The sequence below is a fragment of the Roseibium sp. AWQ4_290 genome (assembly GCF_056160985.1).
The window spans coordinates 67,050-89,680 of sequence record NZ_JBSWYG010000002.1 but is presented as its reverse complement, the minus strand read 5'-3'; the positions used below and the strand labels follow the sequence as shown (position 1 = coordinate 89,680).

Annotated in this window: 34 protein-coding genes; all 34 read right to left on the bottom strand. The window is 58.5% G+C overall.

Features of this window, described 5'->3' with window-relative positions; all coding sequences use genetic code 11:
* Position 1: 1 nt before the first annotated feature.
* The gene (locus ACXAH0_RS02655) at positions 2-2,107 is read right to left on the bottom strand and encodes a methyl-accepting chemotaxis protein (RefSeq protein WP_475188842.1); all 2,106 of its coding nucleotides are present in this window, start codon (positions 2,105-2,107) and stop codon (positions 2-4) included.
* 261 nt (positions 2,108-2,368) lie between these two features.
* Positions 2,369-2,794, bottom strand: coding sequence for a 50S ribosomal protein L17 (gene rplQ, locus ACXAH0_RS02650; protein WP_475178213.1), 426 nt, complete (start codon positions 2,792-2,794; stop codon positions 2,369-2,371).
* A gap of 185 nt (positions 2,795-2,979) precedes the next feature.
* Complete coding sequence (locus tag ACXAH0_RS02645) at positions 2,980-4,002, bottom strand: DNA-directed RNA polymerase subunit alpha (RefSeq protein ID WP_475178218.1); 1,023 nt, start codon at positions 4,000-4,002, stop codon at positions 2,980-2,982.
* Between the two features lie 91 nt (positions 4,003-4,093).
* Positions 4,094-4,483 carry a 30S ribosomal protein S11 gene (gene rpsK, locus ACXAH0_RS02640; RefSeq protein ID WP_006936427.1) on the bottom strand — a complete coding sequence of 130 codons (390 nt, stop codon included), beginning with the start codon at positions 4,481-4,483 and terminating at the stop codon, positions 4,094-4,096.
* Between the two features lie 71 nt (positions 4,484-4,554).
* Positions 4,555-4,923: a 30S ribosomal protein S13 gene (gene rpsM / locus ACXAH0_RS02635; RefSeq protein WP_031268319.1), complete on the bottom strand. Its 369-nt coding sequence runs from the start codon at positions 4,921-4,923 to the stop codon at positions 4,555-4,557.
* Between the two features lie 179 nt (positions 4,924-5,102).
* Positions 5,103-5,699 (bottom strand): adenylate kinase, encoded by a 597-nt coding sequence (locus tag ACXAH0_RS02630; protein ID WP_475188837.1) that lies wholly within the window; start codon positions 5,697-5,699, stop codon positions 5,103-5,105.
* Entirely contained in the window at positions 5,696-7,027 is a 1,332-nt protein-coding gene (gene secY / locus ACXAH0_RS02625; protein WP_475178226.1) for a preprotein translocase subunit SecY, read from the bottom strand. The genes ACXAH0_RS02630 and secY overlap by 4 nt, the downstream gene beginning before the upstream one ends.
* A 50-nt stretch (positions 7,028-7,077) precedes the next feature.
* On the bottom strand, positions 7,078-7,545 hold the full coding sequence (gene rplO, locus ACXAH0_RS02620; RefSeq protein ID WP_475178231.1) for a 50S ribosomal protein L15: 468 nt from the start codon (positions 7,543-7,545) through the stop codon (positions 7,078-7,080).
* Positions 7,546-7,567: 22 nt separating this feature from the next.
* A complete protein-coding gene (gene rpmD, locus ACXAH0_RS02615) occupies positions 7,568-7,765 on the bottom strand; it encodes a 50S ribosomal protein L30 (protein WP_475178235.1) in 198 nt (65 codons plus the stop codon).
* 41 nt (positions 7,766-7,806) lie between these two features.
* Positions 7,807-8,373 carry a 30S ribosomal protein S5 gene (gene rpsE, locus ACXAH0_RS02610; RefSeq protein WP_475178240.1) on the bottom strand — a complete coding sequence of 189 codons (567 nt, stop codon included), beginning with the start codon at positions 8,371-8,373 and terminating at the stop codon, positions 7,807-7,809.
* A gap of 41 nt (positions 8,374-8,414) precedes the next feature.
* Positions 8,415-8,777: a 50S ribosomal protein L18 gene (rplR, locus tag ACXAH0_RS02605; RefSeq protein ID WP_475178243.1), complete on the bottom strand. Its 363-nt coding sequence runs from the start codon at positions 8,775-8,777 to the stop codon at positions 8,415-8,417.
* A gap of 13 nt (positions 8,778-8,790) precedes the next feature.
* On the bottom strand, positions 8,791-9,324 hold the full coding sequence (rplF, locus tag ACXAH0_RS02600) for a 50S ribosomal protein L6 (protein ID WP_475178247.1): 534 nt from the start codon (positions 9,322-9,324) through the stop codon (positions 8,791-8,793).
* A gap of 40 nt (positions 9,325-9,364) precedes the next feature.
* Positions 9,365-9,763 carry a 30S ribosomal protein S8 gene (rpsH, locus tag ACXAH0_RS02595; protein ID WP_207140512.1) on the bottom strand — a complete coding sequence of 133 codons (399 nt, stop codon included), beginning with the start codon at positions 9,761-9,763 and terminating at the stop codon, positions 9,365-9,367.
* A gap of 12 nt (positions 9,764-9,775) precedes the next feature.
* A complete protein-coding gene (gene rpsN / locus ACXAH0_RS02590; RefSeq protein WP_094071091.1) occupies positions 9,776-10,081 on the bottom strand; it encodes a 30S ribosomal protein S14 in 306 nt (101 codons plus the stop codon).
* Between the two features lie 21 nt (positions 10,082-10,102).
* Positions 10,103-10,660: a 50S ribosomal protein L5 gene (rplE, locus tag ACXAH0_RS02585; RefSeq protein ID WP_094071092.1), complete on the bottom strand. Its 558-nt coding sequence runs from the start codon at positions 10,658-10,660 to the stop codon at positions 10,103-10,105.
* Positions 10,653-10,970, bottom strand: a complete 318-nt coding sequence (rplX, locus tag ACXAH0_RS02580) for a 50S ribosomal protein L24 (RefSeq protein WP_475178259.1) — start codon at positions 10,968-10,970, stop codon at positions 10,653-10,655. The genes rplE and rplX overlap by 8 nt, the downstream gene beginning before the upstream one ends.
* Entirely contained in the window at positions 10,970-11,338 is a 369-nt protein-coding gene (gene rplN, locus ACXAH0_RS02575) for a 50S ribosomal protein L14 (RefSeq protein WP_008191626.1), read from the bottom strand. The genes rplX and rplN overlap by 1 nt, the downstream gene beginning before the upstream one ends.
* 171 nt (positions 11,339-11,509) lie before the next feature.
* Positions 11,510-11,740: a 30S ribosomal protein S17 gene (gene rpsQ / locus ACXAH0_RS02570; protein WP_475178265.1), complete on the bottom strand. Its 231-nt coding sequence runs from the start codon at positions 11,738-11,740 to the stop codon at positions 11,510-11,512.
* Between the two features lie 10 nt (positions 11,741-11,750).
* Positions 11,751-11,951, bottom strand: coding sequence for a 50S ribosomal protein L29 (gene rpmC, locus ACXAH0_RS02565; RefSeq protein WP_475178269.1), 201 nt, complete (start codon positions 11,949-11,951; stop codon positions 11,751-11,753).
* Between the two features lie 20 nt (positions 11,952-11,971).
* A complete protein-coding gene (gene rplP / locus ACXAH0_RS02560; RefSeq protein WP_475178271.1) occupies positions 11,972-12,385 on the bottom strand; it encodes a 50S ribosomal protein L16 in 414 nt (137 codons plus the stop codon).
* A gap of 47 nt (positions 12,386-12,432) precedes the next feature.
* Positions 12,433-13,161, bottom strand: coding sequence for a 30S ribosomal protein S3 (gene rpsC / locus ACXAH0_RS02555; RefSeq protein WP_299481553.1), 729 nt, complete (start codon positions 13,159-13,161; stop codon positions 12,433-12,435).
* The gene (rplV, locus tag ACXAH0_RS02550) at positions 13,161-13,541 is read right to left on the bottom strand and encodes a 50S ribosomal protein L22 (protein WP_475178277.1); all 381 of its coding nucleotides are present in this window, start codon (positions 13,539-13,541) and stop codon (positions 13,161-13,163) included. Before rplV ends, rpsC begins: the two co-directional genes overlap by 1 nt.
* Positions 13,542-13,543: 2 nt before the next feature.
* A complete protein-coding gene (gene rpsS / locus ACXAH0_RS02545) occupies positions 13,544-13,822 on the bottom strand; it encodes a 30S ribosomal protein S19 (protein WP_022998243.1) in 279 nt (92 codons plus the stop codon).
* 11 nt (positions 13,823-13,833) lie between these two features.
* Positions 13,834-14,667 carry a 50S ribosomal protein L2 gene (rplB, locus tag ACXAH0_RS02540; protein ID WP_475188833.1) on the bottom strand — a complete coding sequence of 278 codons (834 nt, stop codon included), beginning with the start codon at positions 14,665-14,667 and terminating at the stop codon, positions 13,834-13,836.
* A 15-nt stretch (positions 14,668-14,682) separates the two neighbouring features.
* Positions 14,683-14,976 carry a 50S ribosomal protein L23 gene (locus ACXAH0_RS02535; protein ID WP_152501370.1) on the bottom strand — a complete coding sequence of 98 codons (294 nt, stop codon included), beginning with the start codon at positions 14,974-14,976 and terminating at the stop codon, positions 14,683-14,685.
* A complete protein-coding gene (gene rplD, locus ACXAH0_RS02530) occupies positions 14,973-15,593 on the bottom strand; it encodes a 50S ribosomal protein L4 (protein ID WP_475178286.1) in 621 nt (206 codons plus the stop codon). Before rplD ends, ACXAH0_RS02535 begins: the two co-directional genes overlap by 4 nt.
* Positions 15,593-16,303, bottom strand: coding sequence for a 50S ribosomal protein L3 (gene rplC, locus ACXAH0_RS02525; RefSeq protein WP_475178289.1), 711 nt, complete (start codon positions 16,301-16,303; stop codon positions 15,593-15,595). Before rplC ends, rplD begins: the two co-directional genes overlap by 1 nt.
* A gap of 22 nt (positions 16,304-16,325) precedes the next feature.
* Complete coding sequence (rpsJ, locus tag ACXAH0_RS02520) at positions 16,326-16,634, bottom strand: 30S ribosomal protein S10 (RefSeq protein WP_006936455.1); 309 nt, start codon at positions 16,632-16,634, stop codon at positions 16,326-16,328.
* 73 nt (positions 16,635-16,707) lie between these two features.
* Positions 16,708-17,898 carry an elongation factor Tu gene (gene tuf / locus ACXAH0_RS02515; RefSeq protein WP_475188831.1) on the bottom strand — a complete coding sequence of 397 codons (1,191 nt, stop codon included), beginning with the start codon at positions 17,896-17,898 and terminating at the stop codon, positions 16,708-16,710.
* A gap of 47 nt (positions 17,899-17,945) precedes the next feature.
* Positions 17,946-20,021, bottom strand: coding sequence for an elongation factor G (fusA, locus tag ACXAH0_RS02510; RefSeq protein WP_475188829.1), 2,076 nt, complete (start codon positions 20,019-20,021; stop codon positions 17,946-17,948).
* Positions 20,022-20,046: 25 nt separating this feature from the next.
* Positions 20,047-20,517, bottom strand: a complete 471-nt coding sequence (gene rpsG / locus ACXAH0_RS02505; protein ID WP_475186744.1) for a 30S ribosomal protein S7 — start codon at positions 20,515-20,517, stop codon at positions 20,047-20,049.
* 12 nt (positions 20,518-20,529) lie between these two features.
* Entirely contained in the window at positions 20,530-20,901 is a 372-nt protein-coding gene (rpsL, locus tag ACXAH0_RS02500; RefSeq protein WP_006936459.1) for a 30S ribosomal protein S12, read from the bottom strand.
* A 604-nt stretch (positions 20,902-21,505) separates the two neighbouring features.
* The gene (locus tag ACXAH0_RS02495) at positions 21,506-22,021 is read right to left on the bottom strand and encodes an Lcl C-terminal domain-containing protein (protein WP_475188828.1); all 516 of its coding nucleotides are present in this window, start codon (positions 22,019-22,021) and stop codon (positions 21,506-21,508) included.
* A gap of 259 nt (positions 22,022-22,280) precedes the next feature.
* The gene (locus ACXAH0_RS02490; RefSeq protein ID WP_475186748.1) at positions 22,281-22,574 is read right to left on the bottom strand and encodes a regulator; all 294 of its coding nucleotides are present in this window, start codon (positions 22,572-22,574) and stop codon (positions 22,281-22,283) included.
* Between the last annotated feature and the right edge of the window lie 57 nt (positions 22,575-22,631).

Sequence of the window (22,631 nt, the reverse complement as noted above, 5' to 3'; positions counted from 1 at the left end):
GTCAGGCAGAGCGGACCTGTTCAAGGAAGCTGCGCACTTCCTGGTCCAGCTGTTCCGCATCCCCGGCCATGTCAGCGGCTTCTTCGGAGAAGTTCTGGGCAGCCATGTTGGTGTCGTTTGACAGGGACGACACGTTGCGGATGTCCTCAGTGACCTTGGACGTTCCCTGGGCGGCCCGCTGGGTGTTTTCGGCAATCCCCTGAGTCGCATAGCTTTGCTCGGTGACTGCAGCCGACACTTCGCTGACCGAGGTGGTGATCTCGTTGATGGTCTTTTGAATGTCGCCAATGGCCCCCACCGCGTCATCAGTCGCATTGCGGATCGCATCGATCTGCTGCTGGATCTCGCCGGTGGCCTTGCCGGTCTGGGAGGCAAGATCCTTGACCTCGGACGCAACCACCGCAAAGCCCCGGCCCGCTTCGCCGGCACGGGCAGCCTCGATGGTGGCGTTGAGGGCCAGAAGATTGGTCTGGTCGGCAATGTCGCTGATGAGGGTAACAACCTCACCGATCCGGTTGGCCGCTTCGGCAAGCGACTTAACGGTGGAGTTGGTCGTCTCCGCCCGCTTGGTGGCTTCAGCGGCCACATTGGAGGAACGTTCGATCAGAGCCGAGATTTCCTGGATTGACCCGGAGAGCTGGTCAGAAGCAGCCGCAATCGATTCCACTTCCTTTAGCGCGCCTTCAGACATGGACGCAGCGCTGGCAGAGGTTTCCCCGGCCGTATCGGTGATCTCCCGCATCTTGTCTGCAGAGGAGCGCAGAGAGGCTGCCGAACGGGCCACCTTGTTCACCACCGTGCCGACCGTGGCTTCAAATTCACCAGCCAGATTGGCCAGCATTTCCTGGCGCTGATCCGCCTGGCTGCGGGCCTCTTCGGCTTCTTCCGCGGCCCGGCGCTCGTTTTCATCCGCCGCATTCTGGCGGATCTGCAGCACAGCCCGGCCGATATCACCGATTTCATCGCCGCGGCTAGCGGCCTTGATCTCAGCCCCCAGTTCACCGGACGCAATCGCGTTGAGCGCTCCCACGAGCGTCGACAGAGGCCGCGTGACCGACTGCGAGAAGAGAAGCGCGATCACGGCGGCAATCGCGATGGTCACCAGCGACCAGATGAACATCTGATTGCGCATGTTGGTGACAGCCGCCAGGGTTTCCTCGACACTCTTTTCAGCAACCACGGCCCAGGTCTGCCCCCGGAACTGAAGCGGACGGGCCACCATGAGATCGGATACACCGTCCTCGCCTTTGACGATACCGGCCTCTTCTGTGCCCTTGAGCGCCTCCAGTACCGGCGCAGCGGACGCAGTTTCGACCAGGGAGGTCGGACCGGAGGCCAGCGGCTTGTCGCTGAGCACCTTGCCCCCCTCGCCAACCACATAGACCTGGCCGGTCTGCCCTAGATCCTTGCGGCTGGAGACCACCTTGTCGAGGAACCCGGAATCAAGCCGGACTGCAACGACGCCGTTCAGCTCTTTCTGACCGAAGGAATTGAGGAAAACCGGCGCACCGAGGAACAGGGAGGCTTCGCCGCCAGCCGGAGCATATTTGGCAAAGGAGGTCACCGAAAGCTGACCTTCGTCCAGACCGATGGAATTCTTGAACACCTGATCCAGGCCGGTTCCGTTGGCCGGGTTGTTGTTGTCGCCGAGCCTTTTCAGAAACTCACCGCCCTTGGTCACCGTGTAGAGCACCAGGCCGGACTTGTCGATCAGGTAGATATCCGCGTAGCCGCTGTTCTTCCAGACGTTGTAGATCGCCGGGTGCGCTTCGGAATGGCGCCAAGCATACATGGTCTTCTGATCACTGCCCGCAAGCGCGGCCCGCTCAGCCCGGTCAGACGGGGCCTGGAAATAGGTCAGAATATCGTTTTCTTCCCGATCCAGATTGAGCAACGCCTGGCCAAGCGTGTTCAGCGGATCAGCCACGTTGGAGGCAAGGGTGCCAATTTCGCCTTCTGCGGCTTTCAGCTTGCTATCCAGAAGCGCGGACCGGGCGGTGATCACCATCCCAAGTTCCGCTTCCGCCATTTTGCGCAACCCGTCCTTACCGTTGAGATAGCCAATGACCCCGACCGCCGCGCAGGCAGCAAACGTAATGAAAATCATCAACGCGGGAATCACAAAGGAAAGCCGGAACGAGGATAACTTCTTTCCAGAAGAAGACGACCGTTTGGACACTAGATTCTCCCAACCCTATCGAAAGCCGATTGCAATGCTGGAAGGGAACCTAGGTAAAATTTCTTAATCCAATGATAATCGTAAGTTTCAATTTTATGAACTAAAACCAGTCGCTTAGGTTCAAGATAGAGGCACAAAAAAAGCGGGCCAGGGGCCCGCTTCTGATATTTTTGCCAATGGCAAATTAAATTACGCTGCGGTTTCCGCCACTTCTTCAGCTTCAGCGCGTGCGCGGTCTTCAGCACCGCGTGCTTCCGGATCCCGGTCAACCAGCTCGATCACAGCCATGGCAGCGTTGTCACCATGACGAAAACCGGCTTTGAGAACCCGTGAATACCCGCCGTTGCGGTCCTTGTAACGCGCACCGAGCGTTTCGAACAGCTTGGCAACCATGGCCGTGTCGCGAATCTGCGAAATGGCCTGGCGGCGTGCATGGAGATCACCGCGCTTGCCCAGAGTGATGAGCTTGTCGATGATCGGCTTCATTTCCTTGGCCTTCGGCAGCGTCGTCACGATCTGTTCATGCTTGATCAGCGATGCTGCCATATTCGCGAACATAGCCTTGCGGTGGCTAGAGGTCCGGTTGAGCTTGCGGCCGGATTTCCCGTGGCGCATGGCCCTCTCCTTTGTCTGTCAGGCAGTCTGCTCTTGTCCTGTGAGCACTTGCCCGGTTGATCCTGAAGAGCAATTCATTTCCAGGTCTGAACGCCTGAAACTAGAAAATTGCCCTGTTCCTTCGTCGGCGAGCACCCTGTTTGCGCCGTCAAGACGGTTGGATGCTCTTGGGACGCGTACGTCCCTTAGTATTGATGGTCTTCGTAGCGCTTGGCCAGATCGTCGATGTTCTCAGGCGGCCAGTTGGCCACTTCCATGCCGAGATGGAGACCCATCTGGGCGAGCACTTCCTTGATCTCGTTGAGCGACTTGCGGCCGAAATTCGGCGTCCGCAGCATTTCCGCTTCGGTCTTCTGGATGAGATCGCCAATATACACGATATTGTCGTTCTTCAGGCAGTTTGCAGACCGGACAGACAGTTCCAGCTCGTCGACTTTCTTCAAGAGCGCCGGGTTGAACGCCAGTTCCGGGACGGTGTCCTCGGCGACTTCGCGCTGCGGCTCTTCAAAGTTGACGAAGATGGACAGCTGATCCTGCAGAATGCGTGCGGCAAAAGCCACCGCATCATCCGGCTTGACGGAGCCGTCGGTTTCAACGGTCAGGGTCAGCTTGTCGTAATCAAGAACCTGGCCTTCACGGGTGTTTTCCACCTTGTAGGAGACCTTCTTGACCGGGGAATACAGGCTGTCGACCGGGATCAGGCCGATCGGTGCATCTTCCGGACGGTTCCGGTCGGAAGAATGGTAGCCCTTGCCCGTGTTGACGGTGAATTCCATGCGGATTTCAGCGCCTTCATCAAGCGTGCAGAGCACCAGGTCCGGGTTGAGCACTTCCACATCGCCAACCGTCTGAATATCACCGGCCGTCACAACGCCCGGGCCCTGTTTGCGCACAACCATGCGCTTGGGGCCTTCGCCATCCATACGGATGGCAATTTCCTTGATGTTCAGAACAATGTCGGTAACGTCTTCGCGCACGCCCGGGATCGACGAGAACTCGTGCAGAACGCCATCGATCTGCACAGCCGTCACCGCCGCCCCTTGCAGGGAAGACAGCAGAATGCGGCGCAGAGCGTTGCCGAGTGTCAGACCGTAGCCACGCTCAAGAGGCTCGGCAACAACGGTTGCCAGAAAGCGCGGGTCCTGACCCGGCTTGATCTCGAGTTTGGTCGGCTTGATCAGTTCTTGCCAGTTTTTCTGAATGGTCACGTTTTCGTCCCTTCGGCTATCCCGCCCGGTTCTTCAAGGTCCGGGCCATTCTTTGCCATTTGGAGAAACAGGTACCTAAAGCCGGAAAGCCTTAGACGCGGCGGCGCTTGCGCGGACGGCAGCCATTGTGCGGAATCGGCGTCACGTCACGGATGGACGTGATCAGGAAACCGGCAGCCTGCAACGCACGCAATGCGGATTCACGGCCGGAACCCGGGCCACGGACTTCAACTTCCAGAGTGCGCATGCCGTGTTCAGCGGCCTTCTTGGCAGCGTCTTCGGCAGCAACCTGTGCAGCATAGGGCGTGGACTTACGGGAGCCCTTGAAGCCAAGCGCACCAGCGGACGACCAGGAGATTGCATTGCCCTGAGCGTCGGTAATCGTGATCATCGTGTTGTTGAACGTGGAGTTCACATGCGCAACGCCAGAAGAGATGTTCTTGCGTTCGCGGCGACGCACGCGCGTCGTGTCTTTAGCCATTCTGTTGTCCTTGTTTTGATCTCGTCACTGCCGTAATTCCGGCAGCTCCACCACCAATCGCGGTGCGATGGTTATTTCTTCTTACCAGCGATCGGTTTCGCCGGACCCTTGCGGGTACGGGCGTTCGTGTGCGTCCGCTGACCACGGACCGGCAGGCCGCGGCGGTGACGCAGGCCGCGGTAGCAGCCAAGGTCCATCAGACGCTTGATGTTCATTGCCGTCTCACGGCGAAGGTCCCCTTCCACGAGGTAATCGCGGTCGATGGTTTCACGGATGGACAGCACTTCTGCGTCGGAAAGCTCGTTGACACGGCGGGCTGCATCGATGTTGTTTTTCTCGATGATTTCCTGCGCGAATTTCGCGCCGATGCCGTGAATATACTGAAGCGCGATCACAACGCGCTTGTTCGTCGGGATGTTAACGCCAGCAATACGTGCCACGTTTGTCTCCATGTGTTGAGCGCCAACCAGGTGGAAGAGCGCTATTGCGAATGCCCGCGTCCGGTGGAGGCCGGCCCTTGCGGGTACGAATATGCCGGGAAGCACCCGGCACAGAGAATGCCGGTCCCATTTGCATGGAACCGGCTAAACTTTTTGACAGAGCGGGTCCTTTACCGCTCTTAAACCTTCTCGTCAAGTCCCTGAAGAACGCTTTCTATGGACGCTGACACATCGTCAATAGACTGCATGCCGTCAACGACCGAAAGCAGACCGGTTTTCTCGTAATACGGCACAACAACAGCCGTATCCCGGTTGTAAGCCTCAAGGCGTTGCTTGAAGACCTCAGGGTCGTCATCCTTGCGCACAGCCTCACCGGCCGCCTTGGCGTCTTCCGCCCGCTTGATGATCCGGTCCACCAGTTTGGTCTGGTCGACCCGAAGCTCCAGAACGCCATTCAACTTCAGGCCGCTATCCTTGAGCATCTCGTCCAGCGCCTCGGCCTGGGCGATCGTGCGCGGGAAGCCGTCGAGAATGAACCCGTTCTTGGCATCTGCTTGCGAGATCCGGTCCCGGATGATGCCGACGACAATTTCGTCCGACACCAGACCACCCGAATCCATCACTTCCTTGGCTTTCACCCCGACCGGGGTCTGCGCGGCAACGGCCGCACGCAGCATGTCACCGGTTGAGAGCTGGGGAATGCCGTATTTCGCAACGAGGCGTGTGGCCTGCGTTCCCTTCCCTGCGCCCGGCGGTCCTACCAGTATCAGCCTCATCGGCGTTTCCCCCTCAATTTAGCTTTTTTCACCAGCCCCTCATACTGATGCGCAAGCAGATGGCCCTGGATCTGGGATACCGTGTCCATGGTCACACTGACAACGATCAGCAAAGAGGTTCCTCCGAAATAGAACGGAACGCCAGTCGCCGAAATGAGGAATTCGGGTAATAGACAAACGATGGTGATATAGATCGCGCCCACAACCGTGATACGCGTGAGGACCTTGTCTATATATTCAGCCGTCCGTTCGCCCGGACGGATACCCGGGATAAAACCACCATGTTTCTTAAGGTTATCGGCCGTGTCGCTCGGGTTGAACACGATCGCCGTATAGAAGAAACAGAAGAAGATGATCATGGCCGCATAAAAGACCATGAACAGGGGCTGCCCGTGACCAAGCGCCGCAGTGATATAGGTCAGCCACTCATTGCCCGTGCCCTGCCCGAAGCCGGCAAGCGTGGCCGGAACCAGCAGAAGCGAGGACGCAAAGATCGGCGGGATCACACCGGCAGTGTTGAGCTTCAGAGGCAGGAACGAGGTGTTGCCCTCAAACATGCGGTTGCCCATCTGCCGCTTCGGATACTGAATCAGCAGCCGGCGCTGCGCCCGCTCCATGAACACGATGAACGCAATGACGACCACAGCCAGAACGATCACGGTCAGAATGATCCAGGTAGCCAGAGAGCCCTGACGGCCCAGCTCAAGGGTCTGAACGACCGCGGCCGGAAGCCCGGCGACGATCCCGGCAAAAATGATCAGCGAAATACCGTTGCCGATGCCGCGCGAGGTGATTTGCTCCCCGAGCCACATCAGGAACATGGTGCCGCCCACAAGGGTGATCACGGTGGAGGCACGGAAGAACCAGCCCGGGTCGGTCACGACATTGGCAGCCGATTCCAGTCCGACGGCGATGCCATAGGCCTGGAACATGGCCAACACCACGGTTCCGTAACGGGTATACTGGTTGATGACCTTGCGGCCCTGCTCGCCTTCCTTCTTCAGCTGCTCCAGAGACGGCACAACGGTCGTCATGAGCTGCATGATGATGGATGCGGAGATATACGGCATGATCCCGAGCGCGAAAATGGCCATCCGGCCAACCGCTCCGCCCGCGAACATGTTGAACATGCCCAGAATCCCGGATTGGGCCTGGTCGAAGGCCTGCGCAAAGGCCACCGGATTGATACCGGGCATCGGAATGTAAGTGCCCAGTCGATAAACCAAAAGCGCCCCCAGCGTGAACCAGATGCGCTTTTTGAGTTCTTCAGCCTTGGCGAAAGCTGAGAAATTGAGATTTGACGCCAGTTGCTCGGCGGCCGATGCCATGCCCTACTCCGGTCAGAATACTTGCTGACAAATGGGAAAAGCCCAGGCTGTTAAGCCTGAGCTCCCAGAACGGCAACCTTGCCGCCCGCTTTTTCGATTGCTGCCACAGCGCCCTTGGAGGCACCGGCAACTTCAAAGGTCACTGCCGCGGTGAGTTCACCGTTGGCAACGATGCGCACACCGTCACGGACCCTTTTGACAACGCCGGCTGCCTTGAGCGCTTCGACGGTAACCGCCTCCGACGCATTCAGCTTGCCTGCATCAATTGCTTTTTGAACACGGCCAACGGACACGGTGTTGTAGTCCTTGGCAAAGATGTTCGTGAAGCCGCGCTTCGGCAAACGGCGGTGAAGCGGCATCTGGCCGCCTTCAAAGCCTTTGATCGCAACGCCGGACCGGGACTTCTGCCCCTTGACACCGCGGCCACCGGTCTTGCCCTTGCCGGACCCGATGCCGCGGCCAACACGGGTGCGGTCCTTGACGGCACCTTCGTTGTCCTGAAGTTCGTTGAGCTTCATGTTGTTTCTCCTCACCCCGTCCTTATGCGTTGTCTTCGACGACGCGAACGAGATGCTGAACCTTATTGATCATGCCGCGCACTTCAGGAGTATCCTTCAGTGTCGCGCGGCGGTGCATCTTGTTCAGGCCGAGACCGATGAGCGTCGCGCGCTGGTCCTTCGGACGGCGCAGCGGGCTGCCGATCTGTTCGACCGTAACAGTCTTTTCGGTGTTCGCCATGGAACCTACCCTCTCTCAGCTGGGGGCCGGAGCCGCCAAGGTCAAGCCTCAGCGGCAGCCGGAGCCGCCTCTTCGTTGTTATCACGACGCCGAGACTGCAGCACAGAGACCTTCAGGCCACGGCGGGCAGCGACGGAGCGCGGGCTGTCTTCCTTCTTCAAGGCGGCGAAGGTGGCACGAACCATGTTGTACGGGTTCGACGTCCCGAGGGACTTTGCCACAACATCCTGAACGCCAAGCGTTTCGAAGACGGCACGCATCGGGCCACCTGCGATGATCCCGGTACCGGCCGGGGCTGCTCGCAGCAGAACCTTGCCTGCGCCGTGACGGCCTTCCACATCGTGGTGGAGGGTCCGGCCTTCGCGCAGCGGCACACGGATCATGGTGCGCTTTGCAGCTTCTGTTGCTTTCCGGATGGCTTCCGGCACTTCACGTGCCTTGCCATGACCGAAGCCGACACGGCCCTTCTGGTCACCAACCACAACAAGTGCTGCGAAGCCGAACCGGCGGCCACCCTTGACCACTTTTGCCACGCGGTTGATGTGAACGAGCTTGTCGACGAATTCGCTGTCTCGCTCTTCGCGATCGCGATTTTCCTGTCTCGCCATTTTATACGTCTTCCGTTCTTAAGAGCGCCAACGGGCGCTGGTCAGAATTCAAGTCCACCTTCGCGGGCTGCATCGGCCAGCGCTTTGACGCGCCCGTGATACATGTACCCGCCCCGGTCGAACACGACCTGCTTGACGCCAGCGGCAACTGCCCGCTCTGCGACAAGCTTGCCAACGGCAGCAGCTGCTGCAACGTCGGCGCCCGTTTTCAGGCTGCCCTTGAGATCTTTTTCGATCGTTGAAGCAGAGGCAATTGTGTACCCCTTCGCATCGTCAATGATCTGGGCGTAGATCTGCTTCGACGAGCGGAAGATGGAAAGGCGCGGACGTCCGCCAGCGGCTTTCCTGATCGAACGGCGCACGCGATCGCGGCGGCGTTCGAAAGCTTGTTTGCTATTCGCCATGATCTATGGTCCGTTACTTCTTCTTGCCTTCTTTGCGGACGATGAATTCGTCTGCATAACGAACGCCTTTGCCCTTATAGGGCTCCGGCGGGCGGAATTCGCGGATTTCAGCAGCAACCTGGCCGACACGCTGTTTGTCGGTGCCGGAGATGCTGATTTCCGTGGGTTTCGGGCATTTGATATCGATGCCGTCCGGGATCGGATAGACAACGTCATGCGAGAAACCAAGCGCCAGCTGAAGGTTCTGGCCCTGGACCTGGGCACGATACCCGACACCGGTGATTGCCAGGTCCTTTTTAAACCCGTCGGTCACCCCTGTGATCAGGTTAGAAACCATCGTACGGCTCATACCCCACATGGAGCGGGCCGGCTTGGAATTGTTGCGCGGATCGATTTTGATCCCGTCATCCGTCATTTCGGCCAGAACAAGATCATTGAGCACGAAAGACTTTTCGCCTTTCGGGCCCTTGATCGTAACCGTCTGACCGTCGATCGATGCCGTTACCCCGCTTGGCACGGGGACTGGCTTTTTGCCAATTCGAGACATATGACCAACCTTGTCGTTGTTTAAAAGCGAGGATGCCGCATCAGAAGACGCGGCAAAGAACCTCACCACCTACATTTTCTTCCCGCGCCTGATGGTCGCTCATGACACCGCGCGGAGTCGAAATGATCGACACGCCCAGGCCATTAGAGACATGCGGGATGTTTTTCACCGACGAGTACACGCGGCGGCCCGGCTTGGATACCCGCTCAATCGTGCGGATGACCGGTTCCCCGTCGAAATACTTCAGTTCGATTTCCAACTCGGACTTGCCGCCCTCGTAGTCAACCGTGGTGTAGCCACGGATGTACCCCTCTTTTGCAAGCACATCAAGTACATGTGCACGCAATTTGGAATTTGGTGAGCTGACCTTGTTCTTGCGACGCATCTGCGCGTTGCGAATGCGGGTCAGCATATCCCCCAACGGATCAGAAATTGCCATCGGAGTTTCTCCTTACCAGCTCGACTTGACCAGGCCCGGGATCTTGCCCAGGGAACCCAGTTCACGAAGCGCAATACGCGACATCTTCAGCTTGCGGTAAAAACCGCGCGGACGGCCGGACACTTCGCAACGGTTGCGAACGCGGTTCGGCGCGGAGTTCCGCGGCAGTTTCGCCAGCTTAAGGCGGGCATTGTAACGCTCTTCCAAAGACAGGCTCTCATCTTTAGCCATTGCCTTCAGCGCGGCGCGCTTCTCAGCGTATTTCTTGACAAGCTTCTCGCGGCGCTTGTTTTTTTCGACTGCGCTTTTCTTCGCCATCGTCGTTCCCTTCCTTGCCCGTTACTTCGTGAACGGGAAGTTGAACGCGCGCAGAAGCTCGCGCGCCTCGTCATCGGTCGGCGCCGTGGTGCAAACGATCACGTCCATGCCCCAGATCTGGTCGACCTTGTCGTACTCGATTTCCGGGAACACGATGTGCTCCTTGATGCCCATGGCGTAGTTGCCGCGACCGTCGAAGCTCTTCGGATTCAGGCCCCGGAAGTCACGCACGCGCGGCAGCGCGATGGTGATCAGACGGTCCATGAATTCGAACATCTGCTGGCGGCGCAGGGTCACCTTGGCACCCAGCGGCATGCCTTCGCGGACTTTGAAGGTCGCGATGGATTTTTTCGCCTTGGTGATCACCGGCTTCTGACCGGCAATCGCCGCCAGGTCTTCAGCCGCGGTGCGGGCTTTCTTGGAATCGCCAACAGCCTCACCGACACCGATGTTCAGAACGATCTTTTCCAGCTGCGGAACCTGCATGACGTTCTTGTACTGGAATTTTTCGAGAAGCTGCTTGCGCACGACTTCATCGTAATGCGTCTTAAGACGCGGCACGTAAGTGGTCTCAGCCATCGATCAGGTCTCCCGAACGCTTGGCGACACGAACCTTGGTGCCATCGTCCTGCAGCTTGAACCCGACGCGGCTCGGCTTGCCGTCTTTCGGATCGGCGAGCGAGATGTTGGACAGGTGGATCGGCGCCTCTTTGGACACGATGCCAGCTTCCTGCGTCTGGGTCTGTTTCTGGTGGCGGCGGACCATGTTGATCCCGCGGACCAGGGCCTTGTTGTCGGACGGCATCACCTTGATGACTTCGCCGGACTTGCCCTTGTCACGACCGGTCAGCACAATCACCGTATCGCCTTTTTTAATTTTCGCAGCCATCAGAGCACCTCCGGCGCGAGCGAAATGATCTTCATATGGTTCTTTGCGCGGAGTTCACGCGGCACCGGACCGAAAATACGGGTGCCGACCGGCTCCTTGTTGTTGTTGACCAGCACGGCCGCATTGCGGTCGAACCGGATCACGCTGCCATCGGGACGGCGGATATCCTTTGCCGTGCGCACGACGACAGCCTTCATCACGTCGCCCTTTTTGACGCGGCCCCGCGGAATAGCCTCTTTGACGGACACAACGATGATGTCTCCGACCTGGGCGTATTTGCGCTTGGAGCCGCCGAGCACTTTGATGCACATGACACGACGGGCGCCGGAGTTATCCGCGACGTCGAGGTTTGTTTGCATCTGAATCATGACTGGCTGCCTTGTTCTTCTCGATCACCCTGCCCTCATGTGGATCCCACATGACACCAAAATGATCAGCTCTCAGATGTTCCTACATCCTGCCTGCGGCTGGCCGCCGTCAGGATGATCTTTAGGCGCCCGGGTCACGGGCGCCTGGTACTCACCAAACGGGGAGCCGGGTCACTCGGCGACCACGGTCCAACGCTTGTTTTTCGAAATCGGCGCGCACTCTTCGATCTGAACAGAGTCGCCAACCTTGTACTGGTTGCTTTCGTCATGTGCCCGGTACTTCTTGGTCCGGCGCACAGTCTTCTTCAAAAGCGGGTGCGTGAAGCGGCGCTCCACATTCACCGTCACCGTCTTGTCATTGGCGTCGCTGACAACGGTGCCTTGCAGGATACGCTTCGGCATGGCCGTCTCCTTAAGCGTTCGCCGTCACGCGCTTCTCGCGCATGATCGTCTGGATACGCGCAATGTCGCGGCGGATTTGCCGCACACGCGCAGTGTTTTCAAGCTGACCCGTGGCCTTCTGGAAGCGCAGGTTGAACTGCTCTTTCTTCAGGCCTTCAAGCTCACTGCGGAGCTCGTCGAGGGTCTTAGCCCGTACATCGGTCGCCTTCATGGCTTAACTCCTCGCCTGCCTTACTCGCCGATACGCTGAACGAAACGGCATTTGATCGGCAGCTTGGCGGCGGCAAGACGCATGGCTTCACGGGCCACGTCTTCCGGCACACCGTCGATTTCAAACATGATCCGGCCCGGCTTGACTCGGCAAGCCCAGTAATCCGGAGACCCTTTACCCTTACCCATGCGGACTTCGGCAGGCTTCGAGGAAACCGGCAGGTCCGGGAAGATACGGATCCAAACACGACCCGCACGCTTCATGTGACGGGTCATAGCACGACGGGCCGCTTCGATCTGACGTGCAGTCACACGCTCCGGCTCCATAGCCTTCAGACCGAATGCGCCGAAGTTGAGGTCAGTGCCTCCCTTCGACAAGCCGTGGATGCGGCCTTTGTGCTGCTTGCGGAACTTTGTGCGCTTCGGTTGCAGCATCGTTCTTCTCTCGTCTTTCTTATCTTACGAGCGGCAGGCAGCTTTGTTTAAGCTGCGCGCTCGCGGCCCCGATCCCGGCGTCCGCCGCGATCACCCTGGTTACCTTCGGAAGCAGCCGTTGCACGGCGTTCGGACGCCATCGGGTCATGCTCCAGAATTTCACCCTTGAAGATCCAGACCTTGACACCGCACACGCCATAAGCGGTATGCGCGCTGGCAACACCGTAATCGATGTCGGCCCGCAGTGTGTGAAGCGGCACGCGGCCTTCACGGTACCATTCAATACGCGCAATTTCCGCGCCGCCGAGGCGGCCGCCACAATTGATCCTGATGCCCTGGGCGCCAAGACGCATGGCAGACTGAACGGCCCGCTTCATGGCGCGGCGGAAAGCAACACGGCGTTCCAGCTGCTGAGCGATCGAAGCGGCAACAAGCGTCGCGTCGATCTCCGGCTTGCGCACTTCAACAATGTTGAGATGCACTTCCGAATTCGTGATATCGGCGATCTTCTTGCGAAGGCGCTCAATGTCCGCACCCTTCTTGCCAATGACCACACCCGGACGGCCGGAATGGATGGACACGCGGCATTTCTTGTGCGGGCGCTCGATCACGACCTTAGAGACAGCAGCCTGCTTCAGTTCCTTCAGAAGGAACTCACGGATGCGGAAATCTTCGTGCAGAAGATCGCCGTATTCGTTCTTGTTCGCATACCAGCGGGAATCCCAGGTGCGGTTGATCCCGAGGCGCATGCCGATCGGGTTTACTTTATGTCCCATCAGGCAGTCTCCTCAACTTCGCGCACGACGATGGTCAGGTTCGAGAACGGCTTCTCGATCCGGCCAACCCGGCCGCGTGCACGGGCCTGGAACCGCTTGATGACAAATGCCTTGCCAACATGAGCTTCGGCAACCACCAGGTTGTCGATGTCCAGGTCGTGATTGTTTTCCGCGTTCGCAACGGCAGACATCAAGGTCTTCTTGACGTCATGCGCGATGCGCTTGCGGGAGAATGTCAGGTCCGCAATCGCGGAACCGACCTTTTTGCCACGGATCGAAGCCGCAACGAGGTTCAGCTTGCGCGGAGAAATGCGCAGCATGCGGGTCATTGCCCGGGCCTCATTGTCAGCGAGCGTCCGCTCACGCTTCGGCTTGCCCATCGTTACTTCCTCTTCGCCTTCTTGTCGGCGCCGTGTCCGTAATAGGTCCGGCTCGGCGAAAATTCACCGAACTTGTGACCAATCATCTCTTCAGACACAAGCACCGGAACGTGCTTTTGACCGTTATAGACGCCGAAAGTCAAACCGACGAACTGCGGGAGGATCGTTGAGCGGCGGCTCCAGGTCTTGATGACCTCGTTCCGGCCGGACTCACGGACCTTGTCCGCTTTCTTCAGCAGATACCCGTCGACAAACGGACCTTTCCAGATCGAACGTGCCACGATCCTGTCCTTTACTTCTTACGCGCGTGGCGGCTGCGGACGATAAACTTATCAGTCTGCTTGTTGCGCCGCGTGCGCTTGCCTTTGGTCGGTTTGCCCCAGGGGGTAACCGGATGACGACCGCCGGAGGTCCGGCCTTCACCACCACCATGCGGGTGGTCGATCGGGTTCATGGCAACACCGCGCGTATGCGGGCGGATGCCAAGCCAGCGGGAACGGCCTGCCTTGCCGAGGTTCACGTTGCCGTGGTCCGGGTTGGACACAGCGCCGATGGAGGCCATGCAGGTCCCCAGAACCCGGCGCTGTTCGCCAGACATCAGACGCAGCGTGGTGTACCCCTGGTCACGGCCAACAATCTGAACAAACGCACCGGCAGAACGGGCGATCTGGGCGCCCTTGCCCGGCTTAAGCTCAATGTTGTGCACAATCGTGCCGACAGGAATGCTGGACAGCGGCGCCGCATTGCCCGGCTTCACGTCCACATTTGCACCGGCAATGACGGTGTCGCCAGCCGCAAGGCGCTGCGGCGCCAGAATGTAGCTCAGCTCGCCATCTTCATAGCGGATCAGCGCAATGAATGCGGTCCGGTTCGGATCGTATTCCAGACGCTCGACCGTTGCCGGCACGTTCCACTTGCGGCGCTTGAAGTCAACAAGACGGTAGGACCGCTTGTGACCGCCACCACGGTTCGGAGACGTCAGACGGCCGGTGTTGTTGCGGCCGCCCTTCTTGGAAAGGCCTTCGGTCAGGGTCTTGACCGGCTTGCCCTTCCAGAGGCCGGAGCGGTCAACTTGAACCAGCTGACGGCGGCCTGGGGACGTCGGGTTGAATGTCTTAAGTGCCATTTTCTAGTCCCCGTCTCAGAGCCCGGTGGTCACGTCGATAGCGTGACCTTCCTGCAGCGTAACGACGGCCTTCTTGAAGTCGGACTGGCGGCCAAGACGTCCGCGGAAGCGCTTCACCTTGCCCTTGCGGACCAGGGTGTTCACTGCCGTGACCTTGACGCCGAACAGAGCTTCGACAGCGGCCTTGATTTCCGGCTTGGTTGCGTCATTGGCAACCTTGAAGACAACCTTGTTCTCTTCAGAAGCCATCGTCGACTTTTCGGTGATCACCGGGCCGACGATCTTGTCGTAGTGAGGAAGTTTGCTCATTTAAAGCGCTCCTCAAGTGCGGACACCGCAGCCTTGGTCAACACAAGCGTGTTGGCCCGCAGGATGTCGTAGACGTTGATGCCCTGAACCGGCAGCACATCCACATGGGGGATGTTGCGCGAGGCCAGTGCGAAGTTGTTGTCAAGTTCCGCACCATCGATGACCAGGGCGCTGGTCAGCCCAAGCTTCCCGAGCTGCGTTTTCAGAGCCTTGGTCTTGGCTTCGGCTGCTTTCGCATCTTCCACAACCACCAGGCTGTCGGCCTTGGCTTTCGCGGACAATGCGTGTTTCAGGCCGAGGGCACGGACCTTTTTCGGCAGGTCATGGCCGTGGTCGCGCACGACCGGGCCGAAGGCCTTGCCACCACCGCGAAACTGCGGGGCTTTCTTGTTGCCGTGACGTGCACCGCCCGAACCCTTCTGGCGGACGAATTTTTTCGTCGTGCCGGAGATTTCAGACCGCTGCAGCGTCTTGTGGGTGCCCGCCTGGCGCTTGGCAAGCTGCCAGCGCACCACACGGTGGATCAAATCGGTGCGCGGCTCGAGACCAAAGATCTCGTCAGACACCGTGATCGAACCGGCCGCCCCACCTTCTAGGGTCTTGACCTGGAGTTCCATCACTCACTCTCCTTCCCGGCAGCCTCAGTCGCTTCGGACGCCTTGAAAGCACCCGGAACCGGAACATTGTCCGGCAGCGCCTTTTTGATCGCGTCGCGGACCAGGATCCAGCCGCCCTTGGCGCCCGGAACAGAACCCTCGACCATGATCAGGCCACGCTCAACATCAGTGCGCACAACCTTCAGGTTCTGCGTGGTCACGCGGGCATCGCCCATATGACCGGCCATTTTCTTGCCCTTGAACACACGGCCCGGATCCTGACACTGACCCGTTGAACCGTGTGAACGGTGCGAGATCGAGTTACCGTGGGTTGCGCGTCCACCACCGAAGTTGTGGCGCTTCATCGCACCGGCAAACCCCTTACCGATCGACGTGCCCGTGACATCCACGAACTGGCCCTCGACATAATGGTCAGCGGTCAAAACCGCTCCCACGTCGATCATGTTGTCCGCGGAAACGCGGAACTCGGCCACTGTCCGCTTCGGCTCGACCTTTGCAACAGCAAAGTGCCCACGCAGTGCTTTCGGCGTATTCTTAACTTTACGGGTACCCGCGCCGAGCTGCAGCGCCGTGTATCCATTCTTTTCGTCAGTCCGGTGGGCAACCACCTGGCAATTTTCCAGCCGCAGAACCGTGACCGGAACATGCTCGCCTGCATCGTTGTAGATGCGGGTCATGCCCACTTTCTGAGCGATCACTCCAGAACGCATGATGTGTCCCCTTGACCCCGCCTTAGAGCTTGATCTCGACGTCGACACCAGCGGCAAGGTCGAGCTTCATGAGCGCGTCCACCGTCTGGGGCGTCGGATCAACGATGTCGAGAAGACGCTTATGCGTCCGCATCTCGAACTGATCGCGGCTTTTCTTATCGATATGCGGTCCGCGAAGCACGGTGTACTTCTCGATCCGCGTCGGCAGCGGCACGGGACCCCGTACCTGAGCACCGGTCCGCTTGGCCGTATTGACGATCTCCTTGGTGGAGGCGTCGAGAATACGGTGGTCAAACGCCTTGAGGCGGATCCGGATATTCTGACCGTTCATTGTTATTGTTCCCAATAAGACTGCGGGCCTGCCCGCTCAAACCATAAGCTGCGCCGGCAGGCCCGGCTGTCGATTATTCGATGATGGATGCGACGACGCCGGCGCCGACGGTACGGCCACCTTCGCGGATTGCGAAGCGCAGGCCTTCTTCCATGGCGATCGGCACGATCAGCTCAACGTCCACAGAGACGTTGTCGCCCGGCATCACCATTTCCGTACCTTCCGGCAGAGACACAACACCCGTCACGTCCGTCGTACGGAAGTAGAACTGCGGACGGTAGTTGGTGAAGAACGGCGTGTGACGGCCACCCTCTTCCTTCGTCAGGATGTAGGCTTCAGCCTTGAACTTCGTGTGCGGGGTCACAGAACCCGGCTTGCACAGAACCTGGCCACGCTCAACATCTTCACGGCCAACGCCGCGGATCAGCGCACCGATGTTGTCGCCCGCTTCGCCGCTGTCCAGCAGCTTGCGGAACATTTCAACGCCGGTCACCGTCGTCTTCGAAGTGTCCTTGATGCCGACGATCTCGACTTCTTCACCAACGGTGATGATGCCGCGCTCGACACGGCCGGTCACAACCGTGCCGCGGCCGGAGATCGAGAATACGTCCTCGATCGGCATCAGGAACGGCTGGTCCTTCGGACGCTCAGGCGTCGGGATGTAATCGTCAACCTGCGCCATCAGCTCGCGGATCGCGTCACGGCCAATCGCCGCATCACGGTTCTCAACAGCTGCAAGAGCAGAACCCTTGACGATCGGAATGTCGTCGCCCGGGAACTCGTAGGAAGACAGAAGCTCACGGATTTCCATCTCGACAAGTTCAAGAAGCTCTTCGTCGTCGACCTGGTCAACCTTGTTCATGAAAACAACAAGCGCCGGAACACCAACCTGACGGGCAAGCAGGATGTGCTCGCGCGTCTGCGGCATCGGGCCGTCTGCCGAAGACACAACCAGAATGCCGCCATCCATCTGCGCAGCACCCGTGATCATGTTCTTCACGTAGTCAGCGTGACCCGGGCAGTCAACGTGAGCGTAGTGACGGTTTTCCGTCTCATACTCAACATGCGCCGTGGAGATCGTGATCCCGCGAGCCTTTTCTTCAGGCGCGCCGTCAATCTCGTCATACGCTTTGGCTTCAGCGCCGCCGGCTTCGGCAAGCGTCATCGTGATTGCTGCTGTCAGCGTCGTCTTGCCATGGTCAACGTGGCCAATCGTGCCAATGTTAACGTGCGGCTTCGTGCGCTCAAATTTTTCCTTCGCCATCGGATTACTCCGTTTCTCTATTTGTTTTTGACGTTAAGAGGCTGGGATCAGGCGTATTTCGCCTGAACCTCTTCGGCGACAGCCTGCGGCACCTGCTCGTAGTGATCGAACACCATCGAGTACTGGGCGCGGCCTTGAGACATGGAACGCAGGTTGTTCACATAGCCAAACATGTTGGCCAGCGGAACCATTGCGGTGATGACGGTGACGATGCCCCGGTTCTCCGTGCCCGCGATCTGGCCGCGGCGGGAGTTCAGGTCACCAATCACATCACCCATGTAGTCTTCCGGCGTGACAACCTCGACCTTCATGACCGGCTCAAGCAGTTTCGGGCCGGCTTTGGCAATACCTTCGCGGAAACCGGCACGGCCGGCGATCTCAAAGGCAAGGACGGAGGAGTCAACGTCGTGATAGGCACCATCGGTGAGCGTTGCCTTGATGTCGAGCATCGGGAAGCCAGCCAGCGGGCCAGACGACATGACGCTTTCAATCCCCTTGGTAACGCCCGGGATGTACTCCTTCGGCACCGAACCGCCAACGATCTTGCTCTCGAAGACATAGCCTTCATTCGGCTCGGCCGGCTCGATGGTGAGCTTGACGCGGGCGAACTGACCGGACCCACCGGACTGCTTCTTGTGGGTGTAATCCACTTCAGCCTGCTTGGTGATGGTTTCGCGGTAAGCCACCTGCGGTGCACCGATATTCGCCTCGACCTTGAATTCACGCTTCATGCGGTCGACGATGATGTCCAGGTGCAATTCACCCATGCCAGCAATGATGGTCTGGCCGGATTCTTCGTCCGTCTTCACGCGGAAGGACGGATCTTCGGCTGCCAGGCGGTTCAGGGCCAGGCCCATCTTTTCCTGGTCGCCCTTAGTCTTCGGCTCAACAGCAATCTCGATGACTGGCTCGGGGAATTCCATACGCTCCAGGATCACCGGCTTCAGCGGGTCACACAGGGTGTCGCCGGTCGTGGTGTCCTTCAGGCCCGCGATGGCCACGATGTCGCCTGCATAGGCCACGTCGATATCGTCACGGGAGTTGGAGTGCATCTGCATCATCCGGCCGACACGCTCGCGCTTGTCCTTGACCGTGTTGAGCAGGGACACACCCTTGTTCAGCACACCGGAATAGATCCGGCAGAAGGTCAGGGAGCCAACGAACGGATCGTTTGCAATCTTGAAGGCCAGAAGACCAAGCGGCTCTTCGTCGGAGGACTTGCGCTCGACTTCGTCCTCGGTCTTCGGATCAATACCCTTAATGGCCGGAACGTCGACCGGGCTCGGCAGGTAATCGACAACGCCGTCCAGAAGCGGCTGAACGCCTTTGTTCTTGAAAGCGGAGCCGCAGAACACCGGCACAAAGTCACCTGCAATGGTGCCCTTGCGAATCAGTTCCTTCAGCTTGTCCATGGAGGGCTCTTCGCCTTCCAGGTAAGCTTCCATGGCAGCTTCATCAGCTTCCACGGCGGTTTCGATCAGTGCGTCACGCATTTCCTGCGCACGGTCAGCCAGGTCAGCGGGAATGTCGACCTCATCCCAAGCAGCGCCCAGGTTTTCAGACTGCCAGACCAGCGCCTTCATCTTAAGAAGATCGACGACACCGGCAAACTCGTTTTCCGCACCGATGTTCAGCTGCAGGACCAACGGGTTGGCGCCGAGGCGCTCCTTGATCATGCTGACGCAGCGATCGAAATCGGCGCCGAGCTTGTCCATCTTGTTGACGAAGATCATCCGCGGGACGTTGTACTTGTCGGCCTGGCGCCAGACAGTCTCGGTCTGCGGCTCAACACCGGCATTGGCGTCCAGAAGGGCAACGGCACCGTCGAGAACACGCAGGGACCGCTCAACTTCAATGGTGAAGTCAACGTGGCCCGGGGTGTCGATGATGTTCAGCCGCTTTTCGTTCCAGAACGCAGTGGTGGCAGCAGAGGTGATCGTGATGCCACGCTCCTGCTCCTGCTCCATCCAGTCCATGGTGGCAGCGCCGTCATGAACTTCGCCGATCTTGTGGCTCTTGCCCGTGTAGTAGAGGATCCGCTCCGTCGTTGTGGTCTTGCCAGCATCGATGTGAGCCATGATGCCGAAGTTGCGGTAGTCCTCGATTTTATGCGTGCGCGACATAGCGTCAGCCCTTCGAAGTCACAAATTACCAGCGATAGTGCGAGAACGCGCGGTTGGCATCCGCCATCCGGTGCGTGTCTTCACGCTTCTTAACTGCGGTACCACGGTTGTTTGCTGCATCGAGCAGTTCGCCGGACAGACGATCAACCATCGTGGTTTCATTGCGGTTGCGCGCAGCTGCGATCAACCAGCGGATAGCGAGCGCCTGGCGGCGGTCAGAGCGAACCTCAACCGGCACCTGGTAGGTCGCACCACCAACACGGCGGGAGCGCACTTCCACTTGCGGCATGACATTCTCAAGAGCCGCATGGAACACTTCAATCGGGTTCTCGCGGGTCTTGTTCTCGACGACGTCGAACGCACCGTAGACGATGCTTTCGGCGGTGGATTTCTTGCCGTGGTACATGATGGAGTTCATGAACTTCGTGACCACAACATCCCCGAATTTCGGATCCGGGTTGATTTCGCGTTTCTCAGCGCGGTGACGACGGGACATCTGATGTGCTCCTTACTTCGGCCGCTTGGCGCCGTATTTCGAACGGCGCTGTTTACGATCCTTGACGCCCTGGGTATCAAGCACACCACGGATGATGTGGTAGCGCACACCCGGCAAATCCTTGACGCGGCCGCCGCGGATCATCACCACCGAGTGCTCCTGAAGGTTGTGACCTTCACCCGGGATGTAGCCAATGACTTCGAAGCCGTTGGTCAGGCGGATCTTGGCCACCTTACGCAGAGCCGAGTTCGGCTTCTTCGGCGTCGTCGTGTAAACGCGGGTGCAAACACCACGCTTCTGGGGGCAGGCCTCCATGGCCGGCACCTTGTTCCGCTTCGGCGGATCTTTCCGCGGCTTGCGGATCAACTGGTTGATGGTCGGCATTCTTTGCCCTTTACCTTGTCCATCCAAAAATTCGTATGCAACTGCAGTCCCCCGCAGACCCTGCAAGTCCGGTAAAGACATGCAAAATCGCGCCCGCGCGCTCTCAAATGAGCGGCAGGCGCTGCGAAAAACCAGAGGACCACGAGTTACCCCGCGGTCATGCAATCGACGCTTATTCGCCTATGTAACCCGGCAGCGTTTAAGAGGATTTGATCCGGCGCTTCGGAGCGCGCTGGACGGGTTCACTCTTACCGCCTGCCCTTGGGATGCGCGGAAACTACTCATATGCACCCATTGCGTCAAGTGATTTATTGGAAATTCCGCATTTCCGGGCAATGCCGAACAATCCTGTTATTTTACAATCGGACGCAGGTCCATTTTGGTATTTTATTTCGCTAACCAGCAGGCTCGGGACATAATGATACAAAGCGCCGGCCAGTCGTTTCCTGATGGCGATTGAAGAGATCGTGCGCTTCGCTTCAGGCTTCCGGCTCGGAACCTAGAATCGTATTTGATACCGGTGGTTTATCGAAGAATCGCCCGAGCCGTGCAGGTCTTGCAAACCAGCCCTGCTCTTTGGAAATGCCGGTAATCTATATTCCGCTTATGGCTCGCGGACCAGCAATACTGACAGATGGTAGCCAGAACTGTGCATGTCGGCATACCCTTTCGTCACATTGAAATAGTAATACATGTTTGGCGGCAGAACTTGCGTCGAGGTCCAAAACTCCGCGCCGGCCCCCATGTCAGAAGCCGCGATATTCGGAAAGGCCACTTGATCGATCTTCGGACCATCGCAACTGTCCAGAAAAAGCGTATCCAATTCCTGCGCTGTTGGTACACGCCATCCCTTCCCTGACTTCAGGGCTTCTTCCATGGCCTCCTGGTTTGACAGTCCAAGAGGGGTGCCGGAACAGTCGTTCCCATTCTGCTGCCACACCATCCCGACAGCACAGCGCTGCCACTGGAGCCCGGTCCTCTTGTCGGTCGCAATCGGACCGCTGAGTTCAAACCCGCTGCTGCTTAATGAGACACAGTCGGCATATGCGGGAGATGCCAAAAGGGAGATCGTCAAAGCAACGATGCTTGCTAGCTTCGGGAGCGTATGGATAAAGAACATTCTATTCGCCAGGAGCGTTTTGGAGGAATAACCAGCTGATTTTGCATTAAAATAACGAAACTTAAGGCAAAAACCGGGCACAGCAGAATCTGAAATTGACCCGAAGCACTTTCCGTCTGGCAATCTTTTGGCAGTCTCTCTGCCCTATTTGACGCTGCCGCCAGCTCCCAACCCTATATGCGGGGCGTGCACCTCCACACAATCTCCAGCCCGCCGTCTTCTTTTCGAAGCTGGCAAAAGAAACTATTCTAACAGACAATTACTCGGTGAACGTGACAATCGCGACGTTTCCGGACAGCGCATCCTGATACGCGCCCTCATAGACAGGATCATCTGGTTCCCCGTCCATAACACCAATTTGATCAAGTTCTGCTTCTGCAAATCCTTGCGTAGACAACGACTCCAGCGTCTTACGGACAGCATCGTCGTCATCGGCGGCCGTCAGAAGCGCATGAATGGTGATTGCCTCATTTGGAACCGCATTCTCGTTTTCCCACACCCGGCCGATCACAATATAGACCACCGGGTCCAAGTCCTGGTCATTGTCGTTCATGGATCATTCCTTTTTGAAGGTCATATAAGAAAGGCCGCCCGAAGGCGGCCTTTCCCG